This is a genomic window from Segatella copri, from assembly GCF_019127135.1.
Lineage (GTDB): Bacteria > Bacteroidota > Bacteroidia > Bacteroidales > Bacteroidaceae > Prevotella.
In genome coordinates this window covers 1-19,936 of sequence record NZ_JAHOEA010000035.1, presented here as the reverse complement: position 1 = coordinate 19,936, position 19,936 = coordinate 1, and the positions used below count along the sequence as shown (strand labels likewise).

At 48.9% G+C, this 19,936-nt stretch carries 15 protein-coding genes; 9 read left to right on the top strand and 6 right to left on the bottom strand.

Annotated elements, in window-relative coordinates:
* Positions 1–2 precede the first annotated feature (2 nt).
* The 3 genes from KSW37_RS10000 (at position 3) to KSW37_RS09990 (ending at position 2,363) form a co-directional block, all read left to right on the top strand.
* On the top strand, positions 3–1,016 hold the full coding sequence (locus KSW37_RS10000) for a CHC2 zinc finger domain-containing protein (protein WP_217314646.1): 1,014 nt from the start codon (positions 3–5) through the stop codon (positions 1,014–1,016).
* Positions 1,017–1,072: 56 nt separating this feature from the next.
* A complete protein-coding gene (locus KSW37_RS09995) occupies positions 1,073–1,582 on the top strand; it encodes a hypothetical protein (RefSeq protein ID WP_217314645.1) in 510 nt (169 codons plus the stop codon).
* A gap of 565 nt (positions 1,583–2,147) precedes the next feature.
* On the top strand, positions 2,148–2,363 hold the full coding sequence (locus KSW37_RS09990) for a hypothetical protein (protein ID WP_217314644.1): 216 nt from the start codon (positions 2,148–2,150) through the stop codon (positions 2,361–2,363).
* A 396-nt stretch (positions 2,364–2,759) separates the two neighbouring features.
* On the opposite strand, the gene KSW37_RS09985 is transcribed toward KSW37_RS09990, so the two are convergent.
* Positions 2,760–3,434 (bottom strand): YhcH/YjgK/YiaL family protein, encoded by a 675-nt coding sequence (locus KSW37_RS09985; RefSeq protein WP_217314828.1) that lies wholly within the window; start codon positions 3,432–3,434, stop codon positions 2,760–2,762.
* Positions 3,435–3,553: 119 nt separating this feature from the next.
* Between KSW37_RS09985 and KSW37_RS09980 the strand changes: the two genes are divergently transcribed.
* Positions 3,554–4,810, top strand: a complete 1,257-nt coding sequence (locus KSW37_RS09980; protein ID WP_217314827.1) for an ABC transporter substrate-binding protein — start codon at positions 3,554–3,556, stop codon at positions 4,808–4,810.
* Between the two features lie 39 nt (positions 4,811–4,849).
* The gene (locus tag KSW37_RS09975) at positions 4,850–5,878 is read left to right on the top strand and encodes an iron ABC transporter permease (protein ID WP_217314826.1); all 1,029 of its coding nucleotides are present in this window, start codon (positions 4,850–4,852) and stop codon (positions 5,876–5,878) included.
* 261 nt (positions 5,879–6,139) lie between these two features.
* Here KSW37_RS09975 and KSW37_RS09970 read toward each other — a convergent pair whose 3' ends face one another.
* The 4 genes from KSW37_RS09970 to thrA form a co-directional block, all read right to left on the bottom strand.
* On the bottom strand, positions 6,140–7,096 hold the full coding sequence (locus KSW37_RS09970; protein ID WP_217314825.1) for a D-2-hydroxyacid dehydrogenase: 957 nt from the start codon (positions 7,094–7,096) through the stop codon (positions 6,140–6,142).
* A 129-nt stretch (positions 7,097–7,225) separates the two neighbouring features.
* Complete coding sequence (gene thrC / locus KSW37_RS09965) at positions 7,226–8,527, bottom strand: threonine synthase (RefSeq protein ID WP_217314824.1); 1,302 nt, start codon at positions 8,525–8,527, stop codon at positions 7,226–7,228.
* Positions 8,528–8,602: 75 nt separating this feature from the next.
* The gene (locus tag KSW37_RS09960; protein WP_217314823.1) at positions 8,603–9,922 is read right to left on the bottom strand and encodes a cofactor-independent phosphoglycerate mutase; all 1,320 of its coding nucleotides are present in this window, start codon (positions 9,920–9,922) and stop codon (positions 8,603–8,605) included.
* A gap of 13 nt (positions 9,923–9,935) precedes the next feature.
* On the bottom strand, positions 9,936–12,377 hold the full coding sequence (thrA, locus tag KSW37_RS09955) for a bifunctional aspartate kinase/homoserine dehydrogenase I (protein ID WP_217314822.1): 2,442 nt from the start codon (positions 12,375–12,377) through the stop codon (positions 9,936–9,938).
* 301 nt (positions 12,378–12,678) lie between these two features.
* Between thrA and yfcE the strand changes: the two genes are divergently transcribed.
* The 4 genes from yfcE (at position 12,679) to KSW37_RS09935 (ending at position 17,387) form a co-directional block, all read left to right on the top strand.
* Positions 12,679–13,224, top strand: a complete 546-nt coding sequence (gene yfcE, locus KSW37_RS09950) for a phosphodiesterase (protein WP_217314821.1) — start codon at positions 12,679–12,681, stop codon at positions 13,222–13,224.
* Positions 13,225–13,362: 138 nt separating this feature from the next.
* Positions 13,363–15,042, top strand: a complete 1,680-nt coding sequence (locus tag KSW37_RS09945; RefSeq protein WP_217314820.1) for an NAD(P)/FAD-dependent oxidoreductase — start codon at positions 13,363–13,365, stop codon at positions 15,040–15,042.
* 16 nt (positions 15,043–15,058) lie between these two features.
* A complete protein-coding gene (locus KSW37_RS09940; protein WP_254881138.1) occupies positions 15,059–16,615 on the top strand; it encodes an ABC transporter permease subunit in 1,557 nt (518 codons plus the stop codon).
* 31 nt (positions 16,616–16,646) lie between these two features.
* Complete coding sequence (locus KSW37_RS09935; RefSeq protein ID WP_217314818.1) at positions 16,647–17,387, top strand: amino acid ABC transporter ATP-binding protein; 741 nt, start codon at positions 16,647–16,649, stop codon at positions 17,385–17,387.
* Positions 17,388–17,543: 156 nt separating this feature from the next.
* Here KSW37_RS09935 and KSW37_RS09930 read toward each other — a convergent pair whose 3' ends face one another.
* Positions 17,544–19,241, bottom strand: coding sequence for a SulP family inorganic anion transporter (locus tag KSW37_RS09930; RefSeq protein ID WP_006848728.1), 1,698 nt, complete (start codon positions 19,239–19,241; stop codon positions 17,544–17,546).
* Between the last annotated feature and the right edge of the window lie 695 nt (positions 19,242–19,936).

Below are 19,936 nucleotides of genomic sequence, written 5' to 3'. Positions count from 1 at the left end.
AGATGGCAGAATATATTGATTCAAATACGCTCTCTAAACTTAGAGCTATCAGCATCCTGGAGGTTGCTGATGAATTGGGAATGGGTTTGCGGTATCATAATGCCCTTTGTATCAGTCATAATGATACCAATCCGAGTTTGCATTTCTGGACATCCACCAACACTTGTCATTGCTTTGCATGCGGGTGGGGTGGAGATAATATCGACCTGGTGATGAAACGGGAGAATCTCTCTTTTTCGGAGGCTTGCCAATGGCTGTGCAGAAGATTCAATATCAGCGCCGGTAATCATTCTGCGGGAAACCGTAAGGATGTGCTTCATCGGGATAAAGCTGTTGCTGAGCATAGAAAATCTGAATGTGATACGGACAGACTCAATCTCAGAGGCGAGTTTCAGCATAAGCCTGACGTAGATTATCTGATGCGTATGCTCATGGGTAAGAAACTGACAGATAAAGCCAGGGATTTCCTGTTCTATCAGAGAAAATTGCGCCCGGAATATATCTATTGGTGTAGAGTGGTGAGCACAGATTTCTCCATTGCTGGCTATCGCTTTGGTGGAAAGTTTTTTGATGGTCCTTCCCTGTTGATTCCCTATTATGACGTTCATGGCAATCTGCTGACGGTTCAGAGCAGATATTTGGGAGATAAGACTGAAGAAAAACCGCGGTTTAAGTTTGCACCAGGTAGCAAGCCGATGGTATATGGGATGCAGATCTTGCCGCAGGTGGCAGAAAAAGAGCCATTGGTTATTACCGAGGGATGTACCGACTGCTGGAGTGCTATGTCTATGGGTTACAGGGCAATAGCCATCCCGAGTGCTACGCTTTGTAATGAAGAATGTCGCAATCTTTTAGCGGGAAGGAATCTTCACATGTGGCCTGATCAGGACAAACCGGGTATCGGTCTTTATATGAAACTGAAGGAAATGTTCCCTCAGCTGGTGTACCATCAGTTGCCGGAAGGTTGCAAGGATTTGTCTGATTATTACCAGTCGTTTTACGTTCAGAAAATGTGAAAGTGAATGTGAATTTCAAATGTTTTTCTATTGTTGTTTTTAAGTTTTTGCGTGTTATGATGAAGTTGTTTTTAAATCGTTTTCGTAGAGATCATGGCGCCATTGTTGGTCGCCTTAGTCAGGAAGTAGTTAATCGCCAGGGTATCGTTGCAGGCCATCAGTACATTTGTGATACGATGGAGCGCGAGGGTGGCTGTCTGGAGCCGGCTGAATATCACATCATGGTGGCTAAATGCAAATGCTTCGCCCGCCAGATGCTTTTCCTCGAACCGGTAAGGGATGATTCTTCTTCATCTTCCTCTCTTCCTCTTCCCGAAACCTGCAAGCTTTGCCGCATGGAGCGCAAGAGTCATGAGTTCGGGTGTCTGGAAGAGCTTTATGCCCTTCCTTGTCCCATGATGCAGCCGGGCAATGGTCCGTTCCGTCTGCGCCAGGGTGGCATCCTCATCGGCGAGGCCCATGCGCCCGGGTTCGTACTCAAGAGTCAGGAACGCTTCCTCCAGCTCTTCGACCGCATCAAGAAGGTCATTGCCCGTGGGGGCGAAGTGGTCATCAAGATAGAGTAGGTTGGGGAGAAGAGTGGCACTTATCAACAACTTGCCTCTCTTTATGTAAGAATGCCAAATCAAGTGGATCACATTATGCTCTTTGCTTGATTTGGTATTCTATATGTGTTGAGGCGTATGTCATCTCGGGGAAGTTAGTGTGACTTGTGGAACGAAATAGAGGAAAGGATAGGTTTAGGGCAGTAGTGGTACCATATAAATAGGTACGCAAAGCGTATCGCCATCCTTCTTCAAATCTTTGGTATAAACTAGATATTTGTGGGCGATTCTCGATGAATATTTTTCTGAGAATTTGTCCAAAGAGGTATGTATATTTGTCTAATTATTAGTTGATTATGCGTGCAAAGATACAACTTTTGCCGAAATCCGCAAAATGTTTTAACCTTATTTTGCCGAAATCCGCAAAATGTTGCATGGGTTCTCATGAATGTATTTGATTTTTCCCCATCATCTTTTGGGGATTTGCCACTTTGCCATCTCTGGGATTCTTTATACTTTTGTAGCAGATGATCGCTAAGCGGTGACGTGACTCGCTCAGCAGCGTACTTCGGGCGCAGGCAAGGGCTTGATAGTCACCATCTTTACCGTTATTTATCTCGTCGGACTTTTGATAGCAGCCTGGGGTGTTATCATCGTGCTTCTGAAGATTATCCTTCAGGTGCTGATGGTCATAGCCGGTATCTTCGCCCTTTCTGTTTTGGCACAACGTACTTATTATAAAGGTAGTGATGGACATGTCTATGCTGAGAGTGGCTTTGAAAACCTTCATCGGGTAAAATAGCAAGGAGCGGATGATATGCAGGTGCTGTCTTGGGTAACATCTTGAGATTCACCTTGAGACTCATCTTGAGTAACATCTTGAGTAACATCATCTCCTTCGATATAATTCACTTCAATATCAAGGTGCTGAACTTTTGCATGTGGTTCAAGAACGGGCTGAAGGCCCAAAAGCTCCTAGCCCAGGGCATCGCCCTGGGTATAATGGCAAACAGCAAGGCGCCCTATAAGGGCAAAAGCTTTGTATATTTCCAGTATTTGAAAGCTTTTGCCCTTACAGGGCGACAGGTTTGCGTCCGTATTTACCCAGGGCGATGCCCTGGGCTAGGAGCTTCTGCCCTTTCAGGGCGTGTGGGGCAAACTTGGGGAAGTTAAACTATCATATTGTTTTCAATTATTCTTAGTCCTTATAATCTACCTTGATCACGATAACGCGGATGGTCTGGTCTTCACCATCTGTTGCCACCTTGGCGATGTGCCAATCCCTCGGGAAGAAGATGAAGAATTCGCCAGGATTGCTGTCATAGAAACGGGCCTTCTGAGGGGCGTAATCATAATGTATCACGTCGGGACGATACTTGCAGTTGGGGGTGCTGGTGTAATGGTCGATGACGCCAAAACGCTCTGTGCCCTTCACTACAAACTGAAAATCGATGTGCTTGTTATGACTCTCGCTGCGGCGCTTTTCCAGCGGCTCGTTCCTGCTGTCCTCTACACTTACCACGAGGTCGGAACCCGGAATCTTGTGCTTTCCCTTCGGAATGCTCAGCAGATCGGTCTTGGCAAGATAATCGAAGAGCGCCTGCCATTGCTGCGGATTCTTCTGATACTGCAGATAGAAATCTACGAGGTTTACGCTGGAATGTGGCTTCGCCTTGTCGAAACCATTGCGCCAGATGCCGCTCTCTGCCCAAGCCTTTGCCTCTTTTATGAGTTCGGGCTTATCGCCGTAATACTGTGTGTAATAACCTCTCTTACAGCAGCTTTTCTGTGCAGAATTCTTACAGCCGTTCTGCGCATTTGCAGTCAGCGATGTACAGAATAAAAGGGCTATGCCCCAGATAATTTTCTTCATTTTGACTTATTAAATTGTAGCGTTAGTTAAATTTGAGGGCAAAAGTACAAAGAATATTCGAGAAAACAAACGGAAAATGAAGATTTCTTCGTATCTTTGCACACATATTTTGTAAGATTATGAAGAAACAGTATATTCTTTTGTGTGGGGCAACGGTGGCCCTGCTGATGGCGGCATGCCAGGGAGGAAAGACGGCTGCTGCTGATGCGGAGGCTGGCGATACCCTGGAGATGAAGTACGCCAAGTTGCTCACCATCGTGAAACATGGCGATGGGGAAGAGTCTTCCAATGCTGCAGAAGGCATTGATTATCAGTATGCTGAGGCTCTCGTTGCCAACCCCTGGAAGGCGGGAACGATGCTGCATCGTTATATTCTTATTCCGAAGGGAGAGGAGGGGGATAAGACGGTGGCGATGCTTGCCAAAAGGCGCAGCACGGGGGCGAGATGCACTACTGATACCGTGCGCACGCCGGTGGAGAGGAGTGCCGTTTTCATCGCTCCCCATTGTCAGCTGATGTACGAACTGGGTTGTCCGCAGGCCATCCGTGGCGTCTGCGACCTTAATTACATCAATATTCCGGATGTTAAGAAGAGGGCTGCTCTTTCCGGGAATACTTCTGCTCAGAATCCTATTGTGGATTGCGGTTCGAGCATGGCACCCGACATCGAGCGCATCATCGCCCTGAACCCCGAAGCTATCCTTCTTTCGCCTTTCGAAAACAGCGGTGGATATGGCAAGCTCGACAAGCTGCATATCCCCATCATCGAAGCTGCCGACTATATGGAGTCTTCGCCACTGGGCAGGGCGGAATGGATGAAATTCTACGGCATGCTCTTTGGAAATGAAGAGGGAAAAAGTAACGGAATATCGGGCTCTTGCGAACCAAAGGCAGATTCGCTCTTTGCGAAGATAGAAAAGGAATATCTTTCGCTTAAGGCGCAGGCAGCCGGGTATCGGAAGGGTCTCTCCATCCTGACCGAAAGAAAAACGGGCAATGTATGGTATGTGCCTGGTGGTCAGAGTACTATCGGTATTCTGCTGAAGGATGCCAACGCCCGTTATATCTTCGAGGACGATCAGCACAGCGGAAGTCTGGCGATGAGTCCGGAGCAAATCTTGGCGAAGGGAAAGCAGGTGGATGTATGGGCATTCAAGTATTTCGGTGGTGCTCCTCTGTCGCAGGCTCAACTGCTTCAGGAATATGACGGCTACAAGGCTCTTGCTGCCTTCAACCGGGGTAATATCTATCAGGTGGATACCTCTACGGTACCTTATTTCGAACTTACGAGTTTCCATCCCGAACTGCTGCTCAGAGAGTTCATCATCCTGGCTCATGGCGAGCGGTTCGGCAAATTGAGATTCTATAAGAAATAGGGATTTAATCAGAGATTTTACAAGAAATAGTTTTAGTGAATGAAAACCATCGTTTTAGGGGCAATCGCCATTATCATACTGTTTTTCGCCAACCTGGCATGGGGGAGTGTAAACATCCCGTGGCAGGACGTGGGGGCGATTATTTCGGGTTCTCAGACAGACGAAACCTACCGCTATATTCTGTTGGAATCGCGACTGCCGGCGGCCATTACCGCCTTGCTTTCGGGCGCAGCCCTCGCCACGAGCGGCTTGCTCCTGCAGACAGCCTTCCGCAATCCTCTGGCGGGTCCTGACGTATTCGGAATAAGCAGCGGAGCCGGACTGGCGGTAGCCATCGTGATGCTTGCCTTTGGCGGCAATATTGCCCTGGATGATTTAGGGGTAGGTTTTCTGGGCGATGCCGGCAACTATGCCATCGGCGGTTTCCTGGCTGTCCTCATCGCAGCCTTTATAGGGGCTATGGTGGTGATGGGTATCATCACCTTCTTTTCTGCCATTGTGCGCAGCCATACGGTACTGCTCATCATCGGACTGATGGTGGGTTATCTGGCAAGCAGCGCCATCTCATTGCTCAATTTCTTCAGTACGGCAGAGGGCGTGAAATCGTATATGGTTTGGGGCATGGGCAGCTTTGGCAATGTTTCGAGCCAGCAGATGATGTTCTTCATCCCGTTGGCCCTCATTGCCCTGGCTGCGTCTCTGCTCCTTGTAAAACCGCTGAACGCCATGCTGTTAGGCGAACAGTATGCCGAGAATCTGGGTTTCAACATCAGGCGCCTGCGCATCGTTCTGCTCATCATCACCGGTCTTCTTACGGCAGTGGTTACCGCCTTCTGCGGTCCCATCGCCTTCATCGGTCTGGCAACGCCGCATATCGCCCGCCTCATCATCGGCACGGAGAATCATCGCCGACTGTTGCCCGTTGCGATGCTGATGGGTGCATCCATTGCCCTTCTCTGCAATCTCTTCTGCACCCTTCCGTCGGATGGAGGCATCATCCCCCTGAATGCCGTCACCCCGCTGTTCGGTGCCCCCGTCATCATCTATGTTTTGGTGAAGAGAAGATAGGGGGCTACCTTACTGAACTTTTGCAAGTTTTGCCCCGCACGCCCTGAAAGGGCAGAAGCTCCTAGCCCAGGGCAACGCCCTGGGTATGTGTTAGTTATAAAAAACGCCCTGTAAGGGCAAAAGCTTTAAAATACCAGATGATTTGTAAAGCTTTTGCCCTTACAGGGCGACTTGTTTGCGTCCATGATTACCCAGGGCGTTGCCCTGGGCTAGGAGCTTCTGCCCTTTCAGGGCGTGTGGAGCTTACTTGCGGAAGTTCTGTTACTTATTCACGACATTAATCGGATTGCCCTCGAGAAATGCCTTTACGTTGGCGGCTACCTGCTTGTTCAGGCGCTCGCGAGCCTCGTAGGTGGCCCAGGCAATATGAGGGGTGAGGTAAGCATTAGGCTCTCCAAAGAGCGGATTCTCCTTTGATGGTGGCTCCTGAGCCATCACATCGGCACAGTAGGCACCCAGACTGCCTTCGTGAAGCGCGGCGGCTACGGCTTCCTCATCTACCAGCGGACCGCGACCCGTATTTACCAGGATGGCGGTATCCTTCATCTTCTCCAGACTCTCCTTGTTGATGAAATGATAGGTGTCATCAGAGAGCGGACAATGGAGCGAGAGAATATCGCTCGTGGCAAGCAAACCCTCCTTGCTCACCTTCTGGATCCATTCAGGCAGATTGCTCGAATTCTTGCTGGTGCAGGCACAGATGTTCATGCCAAACTGGCGGGCGATGTTGGCAACCTTCATGCCGATATTGCCCAGTCCCATGATACCGAAGGTCTTGCCGGCAAGCTCCATCAGTGGGGTATCCCAATAACAGAAATCCTTGTTGTAAGCCCAGCGTTCGTTGCGGTTCTCCTGGGTGTAATGCTCTACACGGTTGGTTACGGCAAGGATGAGGGCGAAGGTCATCTGCGCCACGCTATCCGTGCTGTAGGCAGGAATATTGGTTACGGTGATGCCCTGTTTCCTGGCAGCCTCGATGTCTACCACGTTGAAACCTGTAGCCTGTATACCGATGTATTTCAGTTTAGGAAGCTGCGCCAACGTCTCTGCATCCATCTGCACCTTGTTCAGAAGGATGATGTCGGCATCCTTGGCACGTTCCACTTTCTCTGCATCTGATGTGCGAGGATAAACTACCACCTCGCCCAGTTTCTCCAGAAGATGATAATCCAAATCTCCCGGGTTTGCGGCATAGCCGTCTAAAATAACAATCTTCATAAATTTTTCCCGTTTTCTGTTGTTGTAAAAATCAAGACCAGTTTGTCCCTGGCAAATCTGAGCCTGAGTTATCTTAACAAGAAAAGCCTTCCCCCCTGAAAAAGAGAAAGGCTTTTCCGTATGTATGGTTTATTCGTTCATCAAGTAGTTCTTGAATGATGCGAAGTCCTTGGTCATCTGGATGCTCTTCTTCTCACCCTTCATGAATTCTGCGAGGCGTGCAGGAATCTCAATGTCGCTGTCAAGGATGCTGTCTACCTTCTCCTTGAACTTGGCTGGATGAGCAGTCTCGAGGAATACACCAACCTCGCCTGGTTTCAACTGCTCCTTCAGGGCGCGGTAGCCGCAAGCTCCGTGAGGGTCAAGTACATACTTGGTTTCGCTGTAGCATTGCTTCATGGTTTCAGCAATCTGCTCGTCCTTGTATGTAGCACCGCCGATGTAGGCAGCGATGGCATCATGATCGCCCTTGTAGAGGTCGTAGATGCGGGCAAAGTTTGATGGGTCGCCTACGTCCATGGCATTGGCGATGGTCTGCTTGCTAGGCTGTGGATTGTACTTGCCTGTCTGCAGATATTCGTAGAAGATGTCGTTGGCGTTGTTGGCTGCGATGAAGCGGTGGATAGGCAATCCCATCTCATGACCGAAGAGACCGGCTGTGATGTTGCCGAAGTTGCCGCTAGGCACGCAGATAACCAGCTTGTCGGCGAGACCCTTCTCCTTCATGCGGGCATAGGCATTGAAATAATAGAATGCCTGAGGCAGGAAGCGGGCCACGTTGATAGAGTTGGCTGAGGTAAGCTTCATGTGCTTGTTGAGCTCCTCATCCATGAACGCTGACTTTACCAGCGCCTGGCAGTCATCGAACACGCCGTCTACCTCGAGGGCTGTGATGTTCTGGCCGAGGGTAGTGAACTGGCTCTCCTGAATCTTGCTCACCTTGCCCTTAGGATAGAGCACGTAGACATGGATTCCGTCAACGCCGAGGAAACCGTTGGCAACAGCCGAACCGGTATCGCCCGATGTAGCAACGAGCACATTTACCTCTTCCTTGCCTTCCTGACGTACGAAGTACTGCAGGAGACGGGCCATGAAGCGCGCACCCACATCCTTGAAGGCGAGGGTAGGACCATGGAACAGTTCGAGAGAGTAAATGTTTGGCTCTACCTCGACTACAGGGCAGTCGAATGCCAGGGTATCGTATACAATCTTCTTCAATGACTCGGCATCAACGTCCTCGCCAAAGAAGGCATCTGCTACCTTGTAGGCAATCTCCTGGAAACTCAGTTTCTCGATGTTGTCGAAGAAATCCTGTGGCAACTTCTTGATGATTTCTGGCATATAGAGGCCACGGTCTTCTGCCAGACCTTTAACTACCGCCTTGTGAAGGTCGGCGATGGGTGCTTTCTTATTTGTTGAATAATATTTCATTTTTTACTTTGAACTTTGAGATTTGAACATTGAACTTTATGATTAGCTTTGGGGGCTATCATGAAGCCGTTGGTTTTAATTGATCGCCATGAAGGCATTCATGAATTCTTGCAGCTGCAGCATGCCGTAACCGCCACTCACGCAGCTTACCTCATCATACTTCTCTACGCTATCCGGCTCAATGCCAGGGTAATAGATGATGAAAGGTACAGGCTCCTTTACGTGGGTACGGATCTCTACCGGAGTAGGATGGTCTGGGAGAACTGCGATGCATACCGGCTCGTCCCAGGTGCTTACCTCATCGAAGATAGGCTTGATGAGTCGCTGGTCGAGGTTCTCGATGGTCTTCAGCTTCAGTTCCAGATCGCCATCATGACCTGCCTCATCGCTTGCCTCTACGTGAACATATACGAAGTCGTCGCCATCCTTCAATGCCTGGATAGCTGCTGCAGCCTTGCCCTCGTAGTTGGTATTGGCAAGACCTGTAGCGCCCTCAACGATGATGTTGCGCAGACCGGCGTAATGGCCGATGCCTCGAATCAGGTCTACGGCAGAAATCACGGAACCCTTCTTGATCTGCGGATACATCTGGGAGAGGGTGAGCATGTGCGGACGGTAACCGCCGCCCCAAGGCCAGATGATGTTTGCCATGCGCTCTCCACGCTCCTTGCGCGCTACATTGAAAGGATGGTTCTCCAGAATCTCCTGACTCTTCAGAATCAGTTCGTTCAGAAGGTCGGCTGTCTGCTGGGCACTCATGCGATACTCATCGCTCAGGATACCGCCGTTTTCAGCCACATCCTCGGCAGGAGTCTTGTCGCTGTTGCCGGCAAGAAGAGCCTCGTCAACACCTTCCATCGGCTTCACCAGCAGCGGTTTCCACTCTTCGTTAGGATGATCGTGAGGAGGAGCGCAATCAACATACTTGTTCCCGCCCTTGATAATCAGAAGGTGGCGATACTGGATGCCGGTGATAAACTTCACGATGCCTGGATACTGGCTGGCAAGTTTCTCGTTGAGGTACTTGATGAGCACGTCGGCGTCTTCTGTCTCCAAGTTACCGCCATTATGTGTCACGATGATGCCATCGTTCACGTTGATGATGTTGCAGCGCAGGGCAAAGTCGTTAGGACTCATCTCATAGCCTATGCTGGCAGCCTCCAGCGGTCCGCGTCCCTCGTAAACCTCGTTCTGGTCGTAGCCCATGATAGAGCTGTTAGCTACCTCAGAACCCGGATGGAATCCATCTGGCACGGTAACGAGTCTTCCTGTCTTGCCCTTCTTGGCAAGCATATCCATATAGGGTTTGTTGGCGTATTGCAGGAGTGTCTTTCCACCCAGTCTTTCTACCGGGTGGTCTGCCATTCCGTCGCCAAGAATGATAATATGTTTCATCTCTTGTTAAGTGTTAAATGTTAGCGATACTCATGATGTTGGCGAATACACCGGCAGCAGTTACGCTGGCTCCGGCACCATAGCCCTGAATCATCATAGGGTATTCTTTATAACGCTCGGTGGTGAGCAGCACGATGTTGTTGGAACCTTCCAGATTGTAGAAAGGATGCTCAGGACCCACAGCCTGCAAACCTACGCTAGTCTTGCCGCCATCCAGGGTAGCAACAAAGCGCCAGCGTTTGTGCTCTATATCGAGCGCCTTGCGCTTAGCCTCGAAATCGGCATCGAGTTCAGGAAGTTTCTTCCAGAAGTTGTCGAGCGAACCCTTGAAGTATTTGTCTGGCACGAAGAGGTTCTTCTCTACATCTTCCTGCTCTACGCGGTAACCTGCCTCGCGGGAGAGAATCACCAGCTTGCGAATCACGTCCATACCGCTCAGGTCGATACGTGGATCAGGCTCGCTGTAGCCCTTCTCCTTAGCCAGTCTCACGGTCTCAGAGAATGGAACGACACTGGAGATGGCGTTAAAGATAAAGTTGAGCGTACCCGAGAGAACTGCTTCAATCTTAAGGATTTTGTCGCCTGAGTTGCGGAGGTCGTTGATGGTTCCGATGATAGGAAGGCCGGCACCTACGTTGGTCTCGAAACGGAATACTACGCCACGCTGGATGGCTGTTTTCTTCAGTTTCTCGTAGTTCTCATATTCGCTTGATGCAGCAATCTTGTTGGCTGCGATAATGCTTACGTTGTGCTCCAGCAGACTCTGGTAGAGAGCGGCTACATCTTTGCTGGCTGTACAGTCTACAAACACGCTGTTGAAGATGTTCATCGCCAGGATGGTATCGCGCAGAACCTCTGGAGTGCTTGGGTCTGAAGACTTCAGTTCCTCGCTGTAGTTCTCGAGATCAATACCATCGCGGTTGAAGATGGCGTTCTTGGAAGAAGCGATACCCACCACGTTGAGCTTCAGTTTGCTGCGCTCCATGAGGTCGGCATACTGGTTCTTGATCTGCTCGATGAGCTTTCCGCCCACGGTACCCACACCGCAGATGAAGAGGTTCAGAACCTTGTATTCTGAAAGGAAGAAATTGTCGTGGAGCACGTTGAGTGACTTTCTCAGATAATCGCTCTTCACTACGAACGAGATGTTGGTCTCTGAAGCACCCTGTGCACAGGCGATGACGGAAATACCGCTACGACCGAGGGTTCCGAAGAGCTTACCGGCGATACCGGCTGCATGCTTCATGTTTTCACCCACGATGGCGATAGTAGCCAAGCCCTTCTCTGCGTGCATTGGGAACATGGCACCATCGGCAATCTCATTGTGGAACTCATTGTTCAATACCCTTACAGCCTCTTCTACATCCTGCTCGCGCACACCGATAGAGGTAGAGTTCTCTGATGATGCCTGTGACACCATGAACACAGAGATGCCCTCGTTGGCAAGAGCGGTGAAGATACGGCGGTTTACACCAATCACGCCGACCATGGAAAGACCGGTTACGGTGATGAGCGCTGTACCGTTGATAGAAGAGATACCCTTGATAGGCTTCTGGTCGCCATCTATCTTGTTCTTGATGATGGTGCCCGGAGCATCTGGGTTGAAGGTGTTCTTAACCTTGATAGGAATATTCTTGACACAAACCGGGTAGATGGTTGGAGGGTAGATGACCTTTGCACCAAAGTTGCAAAGCTCCATCGCCTCAACGTAACTCAGTTCGTTGATGGTATAAGCTGATTTGATGACACGTGGGTCGGCGGTCATGAAACCGTCTACATCAGTCCAGATTTCGAGCACTTCTGCATCGAGGGCAGCTGCTATGATGGCTGCTGTGTAGTCGCTACCGCCACGGCCAAGGTTGGTGGTGCGGTCTGTGTTCTTGTCACGGCTGATAAAACCCGGAACGAGAGATATGCGTGGAATTTCTGCAAAGGCTTCTTTTACCAGTTTGTTGGTCAGCTCGCTGTCGAGTACATGCTTGCCTTTGCCGTTCTTGCGCTCAGTCTTGATGAAGTTGCGGGAGTCGAACCATTTGGCTCCACGAATCAAAGTGGCAACAATCTTGGAACTGAGTCTTTCACCATAACTCACGATGGCATCCTGCGTCTTCTCACTGAGGTCGTGGATGAGGTACACACCAAAATAGATGCTCTTCAACTGCTCGAAGAGGGCATCAACCGATTTGAATAAGTTTTCTCTGTCTGTTGGGTCGGTGATGATGGTATCTATCATCTTGTGGTGGCGATCAACCATGGCTTCGAATTCTTCTTTCCACAGTTCATCACCCTTGAGGGCAAGTTGAGAGGTTTGCAAGAGTTTGTCCGTGATACCGCCAAGCGCGCTCACGACAACCACTACACTCTGTTTCTTTGCCTCGTTTTCAACGATACGTTTCAAGCTGAGGATGCTTTTTACGGAACCAACCGATGTTCCGCCGAATTTTAATACTTTCATATGTTCTTGAATTTTACGTTGGTAATGTAATGCCTCCCCCGAAACGACCGGGGCCGAAGCAGAACTTGAGGGCAAAAGTACGAATAATATGTCAAACTGCCAAGGATTTTAACAAAAAAGTAGCATATTGTAGATAAAAAAGCTATTTCTGTAGATAATTACAGGCTCTTCCTCTTCCTTATACCTTATTATATATATAAAAAACGTTGAAATGTTTGGGTGTTTCGGATTATTTGCTTAATTTTGCGCTTGCAATTCAATGCATAAAAGACATAAGCATAACAAACATAAGAAGGAACGAATGAAATATCTTTTATTCTCAGATATCCACGGCTGTTTGCCAGCCCTGGAAAAGGTCCTCGATTTTTTCGAGGCTGAACATTGTGACATGATGTGCATCATGGGGGATATCATCAATTATGGTCCCCGCAACCGCATTCCGGAAGGAATCGATCCTAAGGGTATCGTAGAAAGACTGAATGCGCTGGCAGATAAGATTATCGCCGTGCGTGGCAACTGCGATGCGGAAGTAGACCAGATGCTCCTCGATTTCCCTATCATGGAGACCTATGCCTTGCTGGTAGACGGAGGAAAGCGCTATCTTCTGACCCATGGACATGTATACAATAAGGAAAACATGCCGAAGGGTCCTTACGAGGCTATGATCTATGGGCACTCCCATCTCTGGGAACTCTCTCATAACGAGAAGGGGCAGGCCATCGTAAATACCGGCAGCATCACCTTCCCGAAGGGTGGCAATCCGCCAACCTTTGCAACATTGGAAGATGGTAAGTTCACCATGTATCAGCTGGATACGTTCGAAGTGCTGGCTACAATGGAAGCATGAAAAAGTGAAAGTGAAAAGTGAATTGTGAATGTAATGCGAAATCCGTAATATGGAATCGGTCACTTGTCACTCGTCACTTTTATAAAACTAATCATAAAGTTCAAAGCTCAAAGTTCAAAGCTCAAAGTATAAAGTATAATGATTCAAGAGTATCAGATAAGAATTCTGCCCGAACAGGCAGCAAGCGAGGAAGGCATCAAGCGTTATCTCGCCAAAGAAAAGGGATTGGATGTAAGAACGCTCAACCAGGTGAGGGTTTTGAAGAGAAGCATCGATGCCCGTCAGCGCACCATCTTCGTCAATCTGAAGGTGCGTGCTTATATCAACGAATTTCCGCAGGACGACCAGTATGTCCATACCGAATATCCGGATGTGAGCAGCAGACCTCGTGTTATCGTTGTGGGTGAGGGACCTGGCGGTCTCTTTGCTTCCCTGCGCCTGATAGAACTGGGTTACCGTCCTATCGTGCTGGAGCGAGGCAAGGATGTGCGCGAACGCAAGAAGGACCTCTCTAACATTACCAAGACTCAGAAGGTAGATGGGGAGAGCAACTACTGTTTCGGTGAAGGTGGAGCCGGTGCTTATAGTGACGGCAAACTCTATACCCGAAGCAAGAAAAGGGGAAGTGTAGACAAGATTCTGAACGTATTCTGCCAGCATGGTGCCAATACCAATATCCTGGCAGATGCCCATCCGCATATCGGTACCGACAAGTTGCCACGCGTCATTGAAAACATGCGCAACACCATCATCAAGTGTGGCGGCGAAGTGCATTTCCAGACCAAGATGATTCGTCTGATCCTTGAGAGTGAAGGTAAGCTGACGGCTCCTGATGCTGCAGCTGGCGATAGGGTGATAGGCGTAGAAGCCGTGAATCTGGCTACGGGTGCTGAGGAAACTTATCGCGGACCGGTTATCCTGGCAACAGGTCATAGTGCCCGCGATGTATACCGCTATCTCGCTTCGGCAAAGATAGATATCGAGGCAAAAGGCATCGCCGTAGGTGTGCGTCTGGAACATCCTTCCCAACTCATCGACCAGATTCAGTATCACAATAAGAGTGGTAGAGGAAAATATCTGCCTGCTGCCGAATATAGCTTCGTTACTCAGGTAGATGGCAGAGGTGTCTATAGCTTCTGTATGTGTCCGGGCGGTTTTGTGATTCCGGCAGCCACCGGACCGGAACAGTTAGTGGTGAACGGTATGAGTCCGAGCAACCGCGGTACTGCCTGGAGCAATTCGGGCATGGTGGTGGAAACCCATCCCGAGGATGTGGCGCAGTTTGTGAAGGAGCATCAGGCTGTCATCGAACAGCAGGAAATGAAGGCACAGGAGAATTCTTCACTCTTAACTCCTCACTCTTCACTCCAAATGATGTACTTCCAGGAAATTGTGGAAAAGCAATGCTGGCAGCAGGGCAACATGAAGCAGACTGCACCGGCACAGCGCATGGCAGACTTCGTGAACAATCGCTTGAGTTATGATCTGCCAAAGAGCAGCTATGCTCCAGGCTTGATTTCGAGTCCGTTGCATTTCTGGATGCCGTCTTTCGTGAGCAAACGTCTGCAGGAAGGCTTCAAGACCTTCGGCAAGAATGCCCATGGGTTCTTGACCAACGAGGCTACGCTGATAGCGATGGAGACGAGAACTTCGTCGCCTGTCCGCATCGTCCGTGACCGCGAAACCCTGCAGCATGTCCGCATCCAGGGACTCTTCCCATGCGGTGAAGGTGCTGGCTATGCAGGTGGAATCGTATCGGCTGGTGTGGACGGAGAAAGATGTGCAGAGATGTGTGCTGAGTATTTAAAACAACAATAAACGGATGCCAGGAATGATGAAATACAGGAAAACGGGAAAGTTTAAGCTTGGTTTCTTGGCTTTACTTCTGAGTGTGCTCTTCGTGGCGTGTGGCTCGGGGGCGTCAGATGCTGACAGGCTCATCAAGAGCAAGGCTGATCTGAAGGGAGCTGTGATTGGTGTGCAGCTCGGTACTACTAGCGACGGACTTGCTACGGAGCTGGAAAAGGAAGGTGGTGGTACCAAGGTAGAACGGTACAACAAGGGAGCCGATGCCATCCAGGCACTCCTTCAGGGTAAGATAGACTGCATGGTGACCGATGAGGCGCCAGCCAAGGCATTCCAACGGGTGAACCCATCGCTCCGTATCCTGCCCGAAACCTTCGATGCGTCTTCTTTCGCCATCTGCGTGGCTAAGGATCATGCAGAGTTGCAGCAGTCCATCAATCATGCCATCCGTATCCTGAAAGAGAATGGCGTTATCGATTCCATCGTCAACCGCCATCTGGAACGGGGCATAGCCGTGGCTTATACGCCAAAGACTTCTGACGTGAAGAAGGTGGGACCGGAAGCGCTGCAGAAACTCGGCTTGAAGACGAGTCTCCGCTTTGCCACCAACGCTACCTTCGAGCCTTTCGAATATTACCAGAATGGCAAGATTGTGGGCATCGACGTGGATGTGGCAAATGCCATTGGCGATGTACTGGGCGTGGATGTAGAGATTCTCGATATGGAGTTTGATGCCATCATCACCTCTGTACAGGCTGGTAAGGCGGATGCTGGTATTGCCGGCATCACGGTTACTCCTGAACGGGAGAAGAATATCGGATTTACGGATTTCTATGCCGATGTGCGACAGGTAATCATGGTGAATTCCGGCGATGTGAAAGCAACTGCTAATCAGCCGGGAGTGATAGATAAGTTTAAATCCTGCTTCATAGATGACAACCGCTACCAGTATCTGTTGCAGGGTTTGGGCAATACGCTCATCATCACCTTCTTCGCCATCATCCTTTCCGTGATACTCGGAACGCTGATAGCCATTGTCAGAGCACGTCATGAACGTAAGGGCGACTGGAAGATTCCGAACATGCTCTGCCAGCTGTACCTTACCATCATGCGAGGCACGCCAACCATGGTGCAGTTGCTCATCATCTATTACGTGGTGTTTGCATCTGCGGATGTCAATAAGATATTGGTGGCTGTCATCGCCTTCGGCTTGAACTCGGCTGCCTATATTGCCGAGGTAATCCGGTCGGGCATCATGTCGGTGGATAATGGTCAGATGGAGGCGGGCAGAAGTCTCGGCCTTTCGTATGGCAAGACGATGCGCCTCATCATCCTTCCGCAAGCCTTCAAGAATGTGCTTCCGGCTATGGGTAACGAGCTTATCACCCTGCTCAAGGAAACCTCTATCAGCGGTTATATCGGACTGGTAGATTTGACCAAGGGTTCCGACATCATCCGAAGCATTACCTACGAAGCGATGATGCCGCTGGGCGTAGTTGCCTGCCTCTATCTCGTTCTTGTCCTCGGACTGAACGCAGGCGTGAGAAGGCTGGAGAAGAGGCTGAGAAAGAGCGAAAGGAAATGAGGAATTCTGAAAGGGCAAAAGCTTTAAAACAATGGATAAAATGAACGAAATAATCAAGATAGAAGGACTTCGTAAACGCTTCGGCGACAACGAGGTGCTGAAAGGCATTACCACCTCAGTCAGACAGGGTGAGGTGGTCGCCATCATCGGTCCGTCGGGTTGTGGAAAGAGTACTTTTCTGCGTTCCATCAACCTTCTGGAAGAACCTACCGAGGGAAAAATCTATATCGACGGTATGGATATTACTTCCTGGGATGTTGACATCAACAAGATGCGCCAGAGGGTGGGTATGGTATTCCAGCAGTTCAATCTCTTCCCTAATATGACCATACGCCGCAACATCATGCTGGCTCCGGTAGAACTGGGTAAGATGACAAGGGAAGAGGCTGATGAGAAGGCAACGGAACTCCTGACCCGCATCGGATTGCTGGACAAGGCAGACAGTTATCCCGACAGTCTTTCGGGCGGACAGAAGCAGCGCGTAGCTATCGCCCGTGCCTTGGCGATGAATCCAGAGGTACTCCTCTTCGATGAGCCGACTTCGGCTCTCGACCCGGAGATGGTGGGCGAGGTGCTGCAGCTGATGAAGGATGTTGCTGCCGAAGGAATGACCATGGTGGTGGTGACCCACGAGATGGGATTTGCCAGAGAAGTGGCAAACCGTGTACTTTTCTTCAGTGACGGCTATATCACGGAAGACGGAACTCCTGAGCAAATATTCAACCATCCAAAATCGCCAAGATTACAGGAGTTTCTGGGAAAGGTTCTGTAATAGTTGATAGTTAACAGTTTATAGTTAACAGTTTTATAATAGTTGATAGTTAACAGTTTATAGTTAACGGTTACTTGATGACAATAAAAAAAGATGCATTGCTGGTATATTCAGCAATGCATCTTTTTTATTTGATGGTCTACAGTCTGTAAACTATTAACTATTAACAGTTTTCTTCTCAATAATCTCTTCAGCACGTTTTAGAGCCTTGCTGATGTGATCTGTGATATTATCCTTGCCAAGAATATTGTAGAAACCAGCCTTTTCCAACTGAGCGTTTACCTTCTCGCAAACACCGGAGAGTACAACCTGAATGTCCTCCTTCTGGCTCATCTCGCAGAGGTTGGTGAGGTTGTGGATACCGGTTGAATCAACAAATGGAACCTTGCGCATACGGATGACGCGTACTAAAGGGCGATCACCGAAAGCTGCCATCACTTCCTCAAACTTGTTACCGGCTCCGAAGAAGAAAGGACCATTGATCTCGTATACCTCTACGCCCTTCGGAATCGTATAGTGCTCCAGGTTGGTAGAGAGGAAGTCAAACTCCTTATTCAAGTCAATCTCATCATCGGTAATAGCTGTCACGTCGGTGGTTTCGCTCATTCGCTTCATGAAGAGCAGACAGGCGATAATCAGACCCACCTCGATGGCTACAGTCAAATCGAAGATGATGGTGAGGAAGAAGGTAATCAGAAGTACGGTTACATCGCTCTTCGGATTCTTCATCAATGCCAGGAAACTTCTCCATCCGCTCATTCCGTAAGATACTACTACCAATACACCGGCAAGACATGCCATAGGAATGTACTGGGCAAGAGGCATCAGGAAGAGGAAGATGAGCAGCAGAACTATGGCGTGGATGATACCTGCAATAGGAGTCTTACCGCCATTATTGATATTGGTCATTGTGCGGGCAATGGCACCTGTTGCAGGAATACCGCCAAAGAGGGGAGAGGCGATATTGGCCAAGCCCTGAGCTACCAACTCGGTGTTACTGTCGTGATGGTCGCTGATTACACCATCGGCAACAGTTGCTGAAAGCAAACTCTCAATGGCTCCCAGTATGGCGATGGTAATAGCTGGTGATACAAGACTCTTGATGGTCTCCCAATTCATGACTGGTACCTGAGCAGCAGGCAGTTCATTGCTGATAGAAAAGCGGTCGCCGATGGTCTCGATACTCTCTACACCGGCAAACTGCTTGAGCAGTAAGGCTACAACGGTCATCAGGATGATGGCAATAAGAGAGCCCGGAATCTTCTTGCTGAACTTTGGGGTGATGGCGATAACCACTACGCTTACTACTCCGATAAGAGCACACCAAGGGTCTATGGTGTCAAAGCTTTGGAAGTAGACGCCCCATTTCTCCAGAAAATCAGATGGGTTCGAAGTCAATGTCAATCCAAAGAGATCCTTGATTTGAGTGGTGAAGATGGTTACGGCGATACCACTGGTAAATCCCACAACGATAGGGTAAGGGATGTACTTGATGATGGTTCCGAGACGGAGAAGTCCGAAGAGAACCAGGAACAGACCAGCCATCAGTGTCGCTATCGTCAAACCTTCCATGCCATATTTCTGGATAATGCCATAGATGATAACGATGAATGCTCCCGTAGGACCACCAATCTGCACTTTGCTTCCACCGAAGATGGAGATGATGAGACCTGCTACAATGGCGGTGATGATACCCTTTTCAGGGGTCACGCCAGAAGCGATACCGAATGCGATGGCCAGAGGCAGGGCTACGATACCAACGATGATACCTGCCATGAGGTCAGACATGAATGTTTTCTTGTTGTATGTCTTCAAACAGGAAAACAAACTCGACTTAATTGCTAATGCCTTCATTTGAAAGTTTTAAAATATATGTAATTAATCTTGTTATCCGTTAAAACCTGTGCAAAGGTACTATATTTTTTTTAATTGGCAAAATGTTTTTTAGAGTTTCTCCCTTTTCTTCGATAATATTCTTCTTCGTATGGTAATATTCTTCTTTGATAGATATACTCTCCGCATAATACTTATTGGTTGAATCCTGGCTTTTTCGCTCTTGGGATATGAGTACAATATTATTAATGCGCTTGTAGGTGTGCGCCCGCACACGCAGGCTTGGGTGGGCATGTATATAATAATGAGTTTATATGCTTGAAGTATCTTAAAGTCTTTATAGATGTTAAAAATCAGCTAAAAAAGCAACTTTTTTCGAGAAATATTTGGCTGTTTCGAAAATAGTTAGTACTTTTGCACTCGCTTTTGAGAAATGCACTTTCTCTTAGCAATAAAGAAAGAGTTCTTTGAAAGATTTTACATAAACAGACAAGTAGTACAAGAAGCGGTTAACTTCTTAGAAATAAGAAAGTTGACTGGGTAAAAGAAACGAACCGTCAAGCAATTGACAAGTCAGGTTTACTAAGCTTCAATAAACGAAAAGGATATTCGTCCTAAGTACAGACAACAAACACCGATTGCTTCAGTAATGAGGCAAGAAGTAAAAATGATATTTTACAATGGAGAGTTTGATCCTGGCTCAGGATGAACGCTAG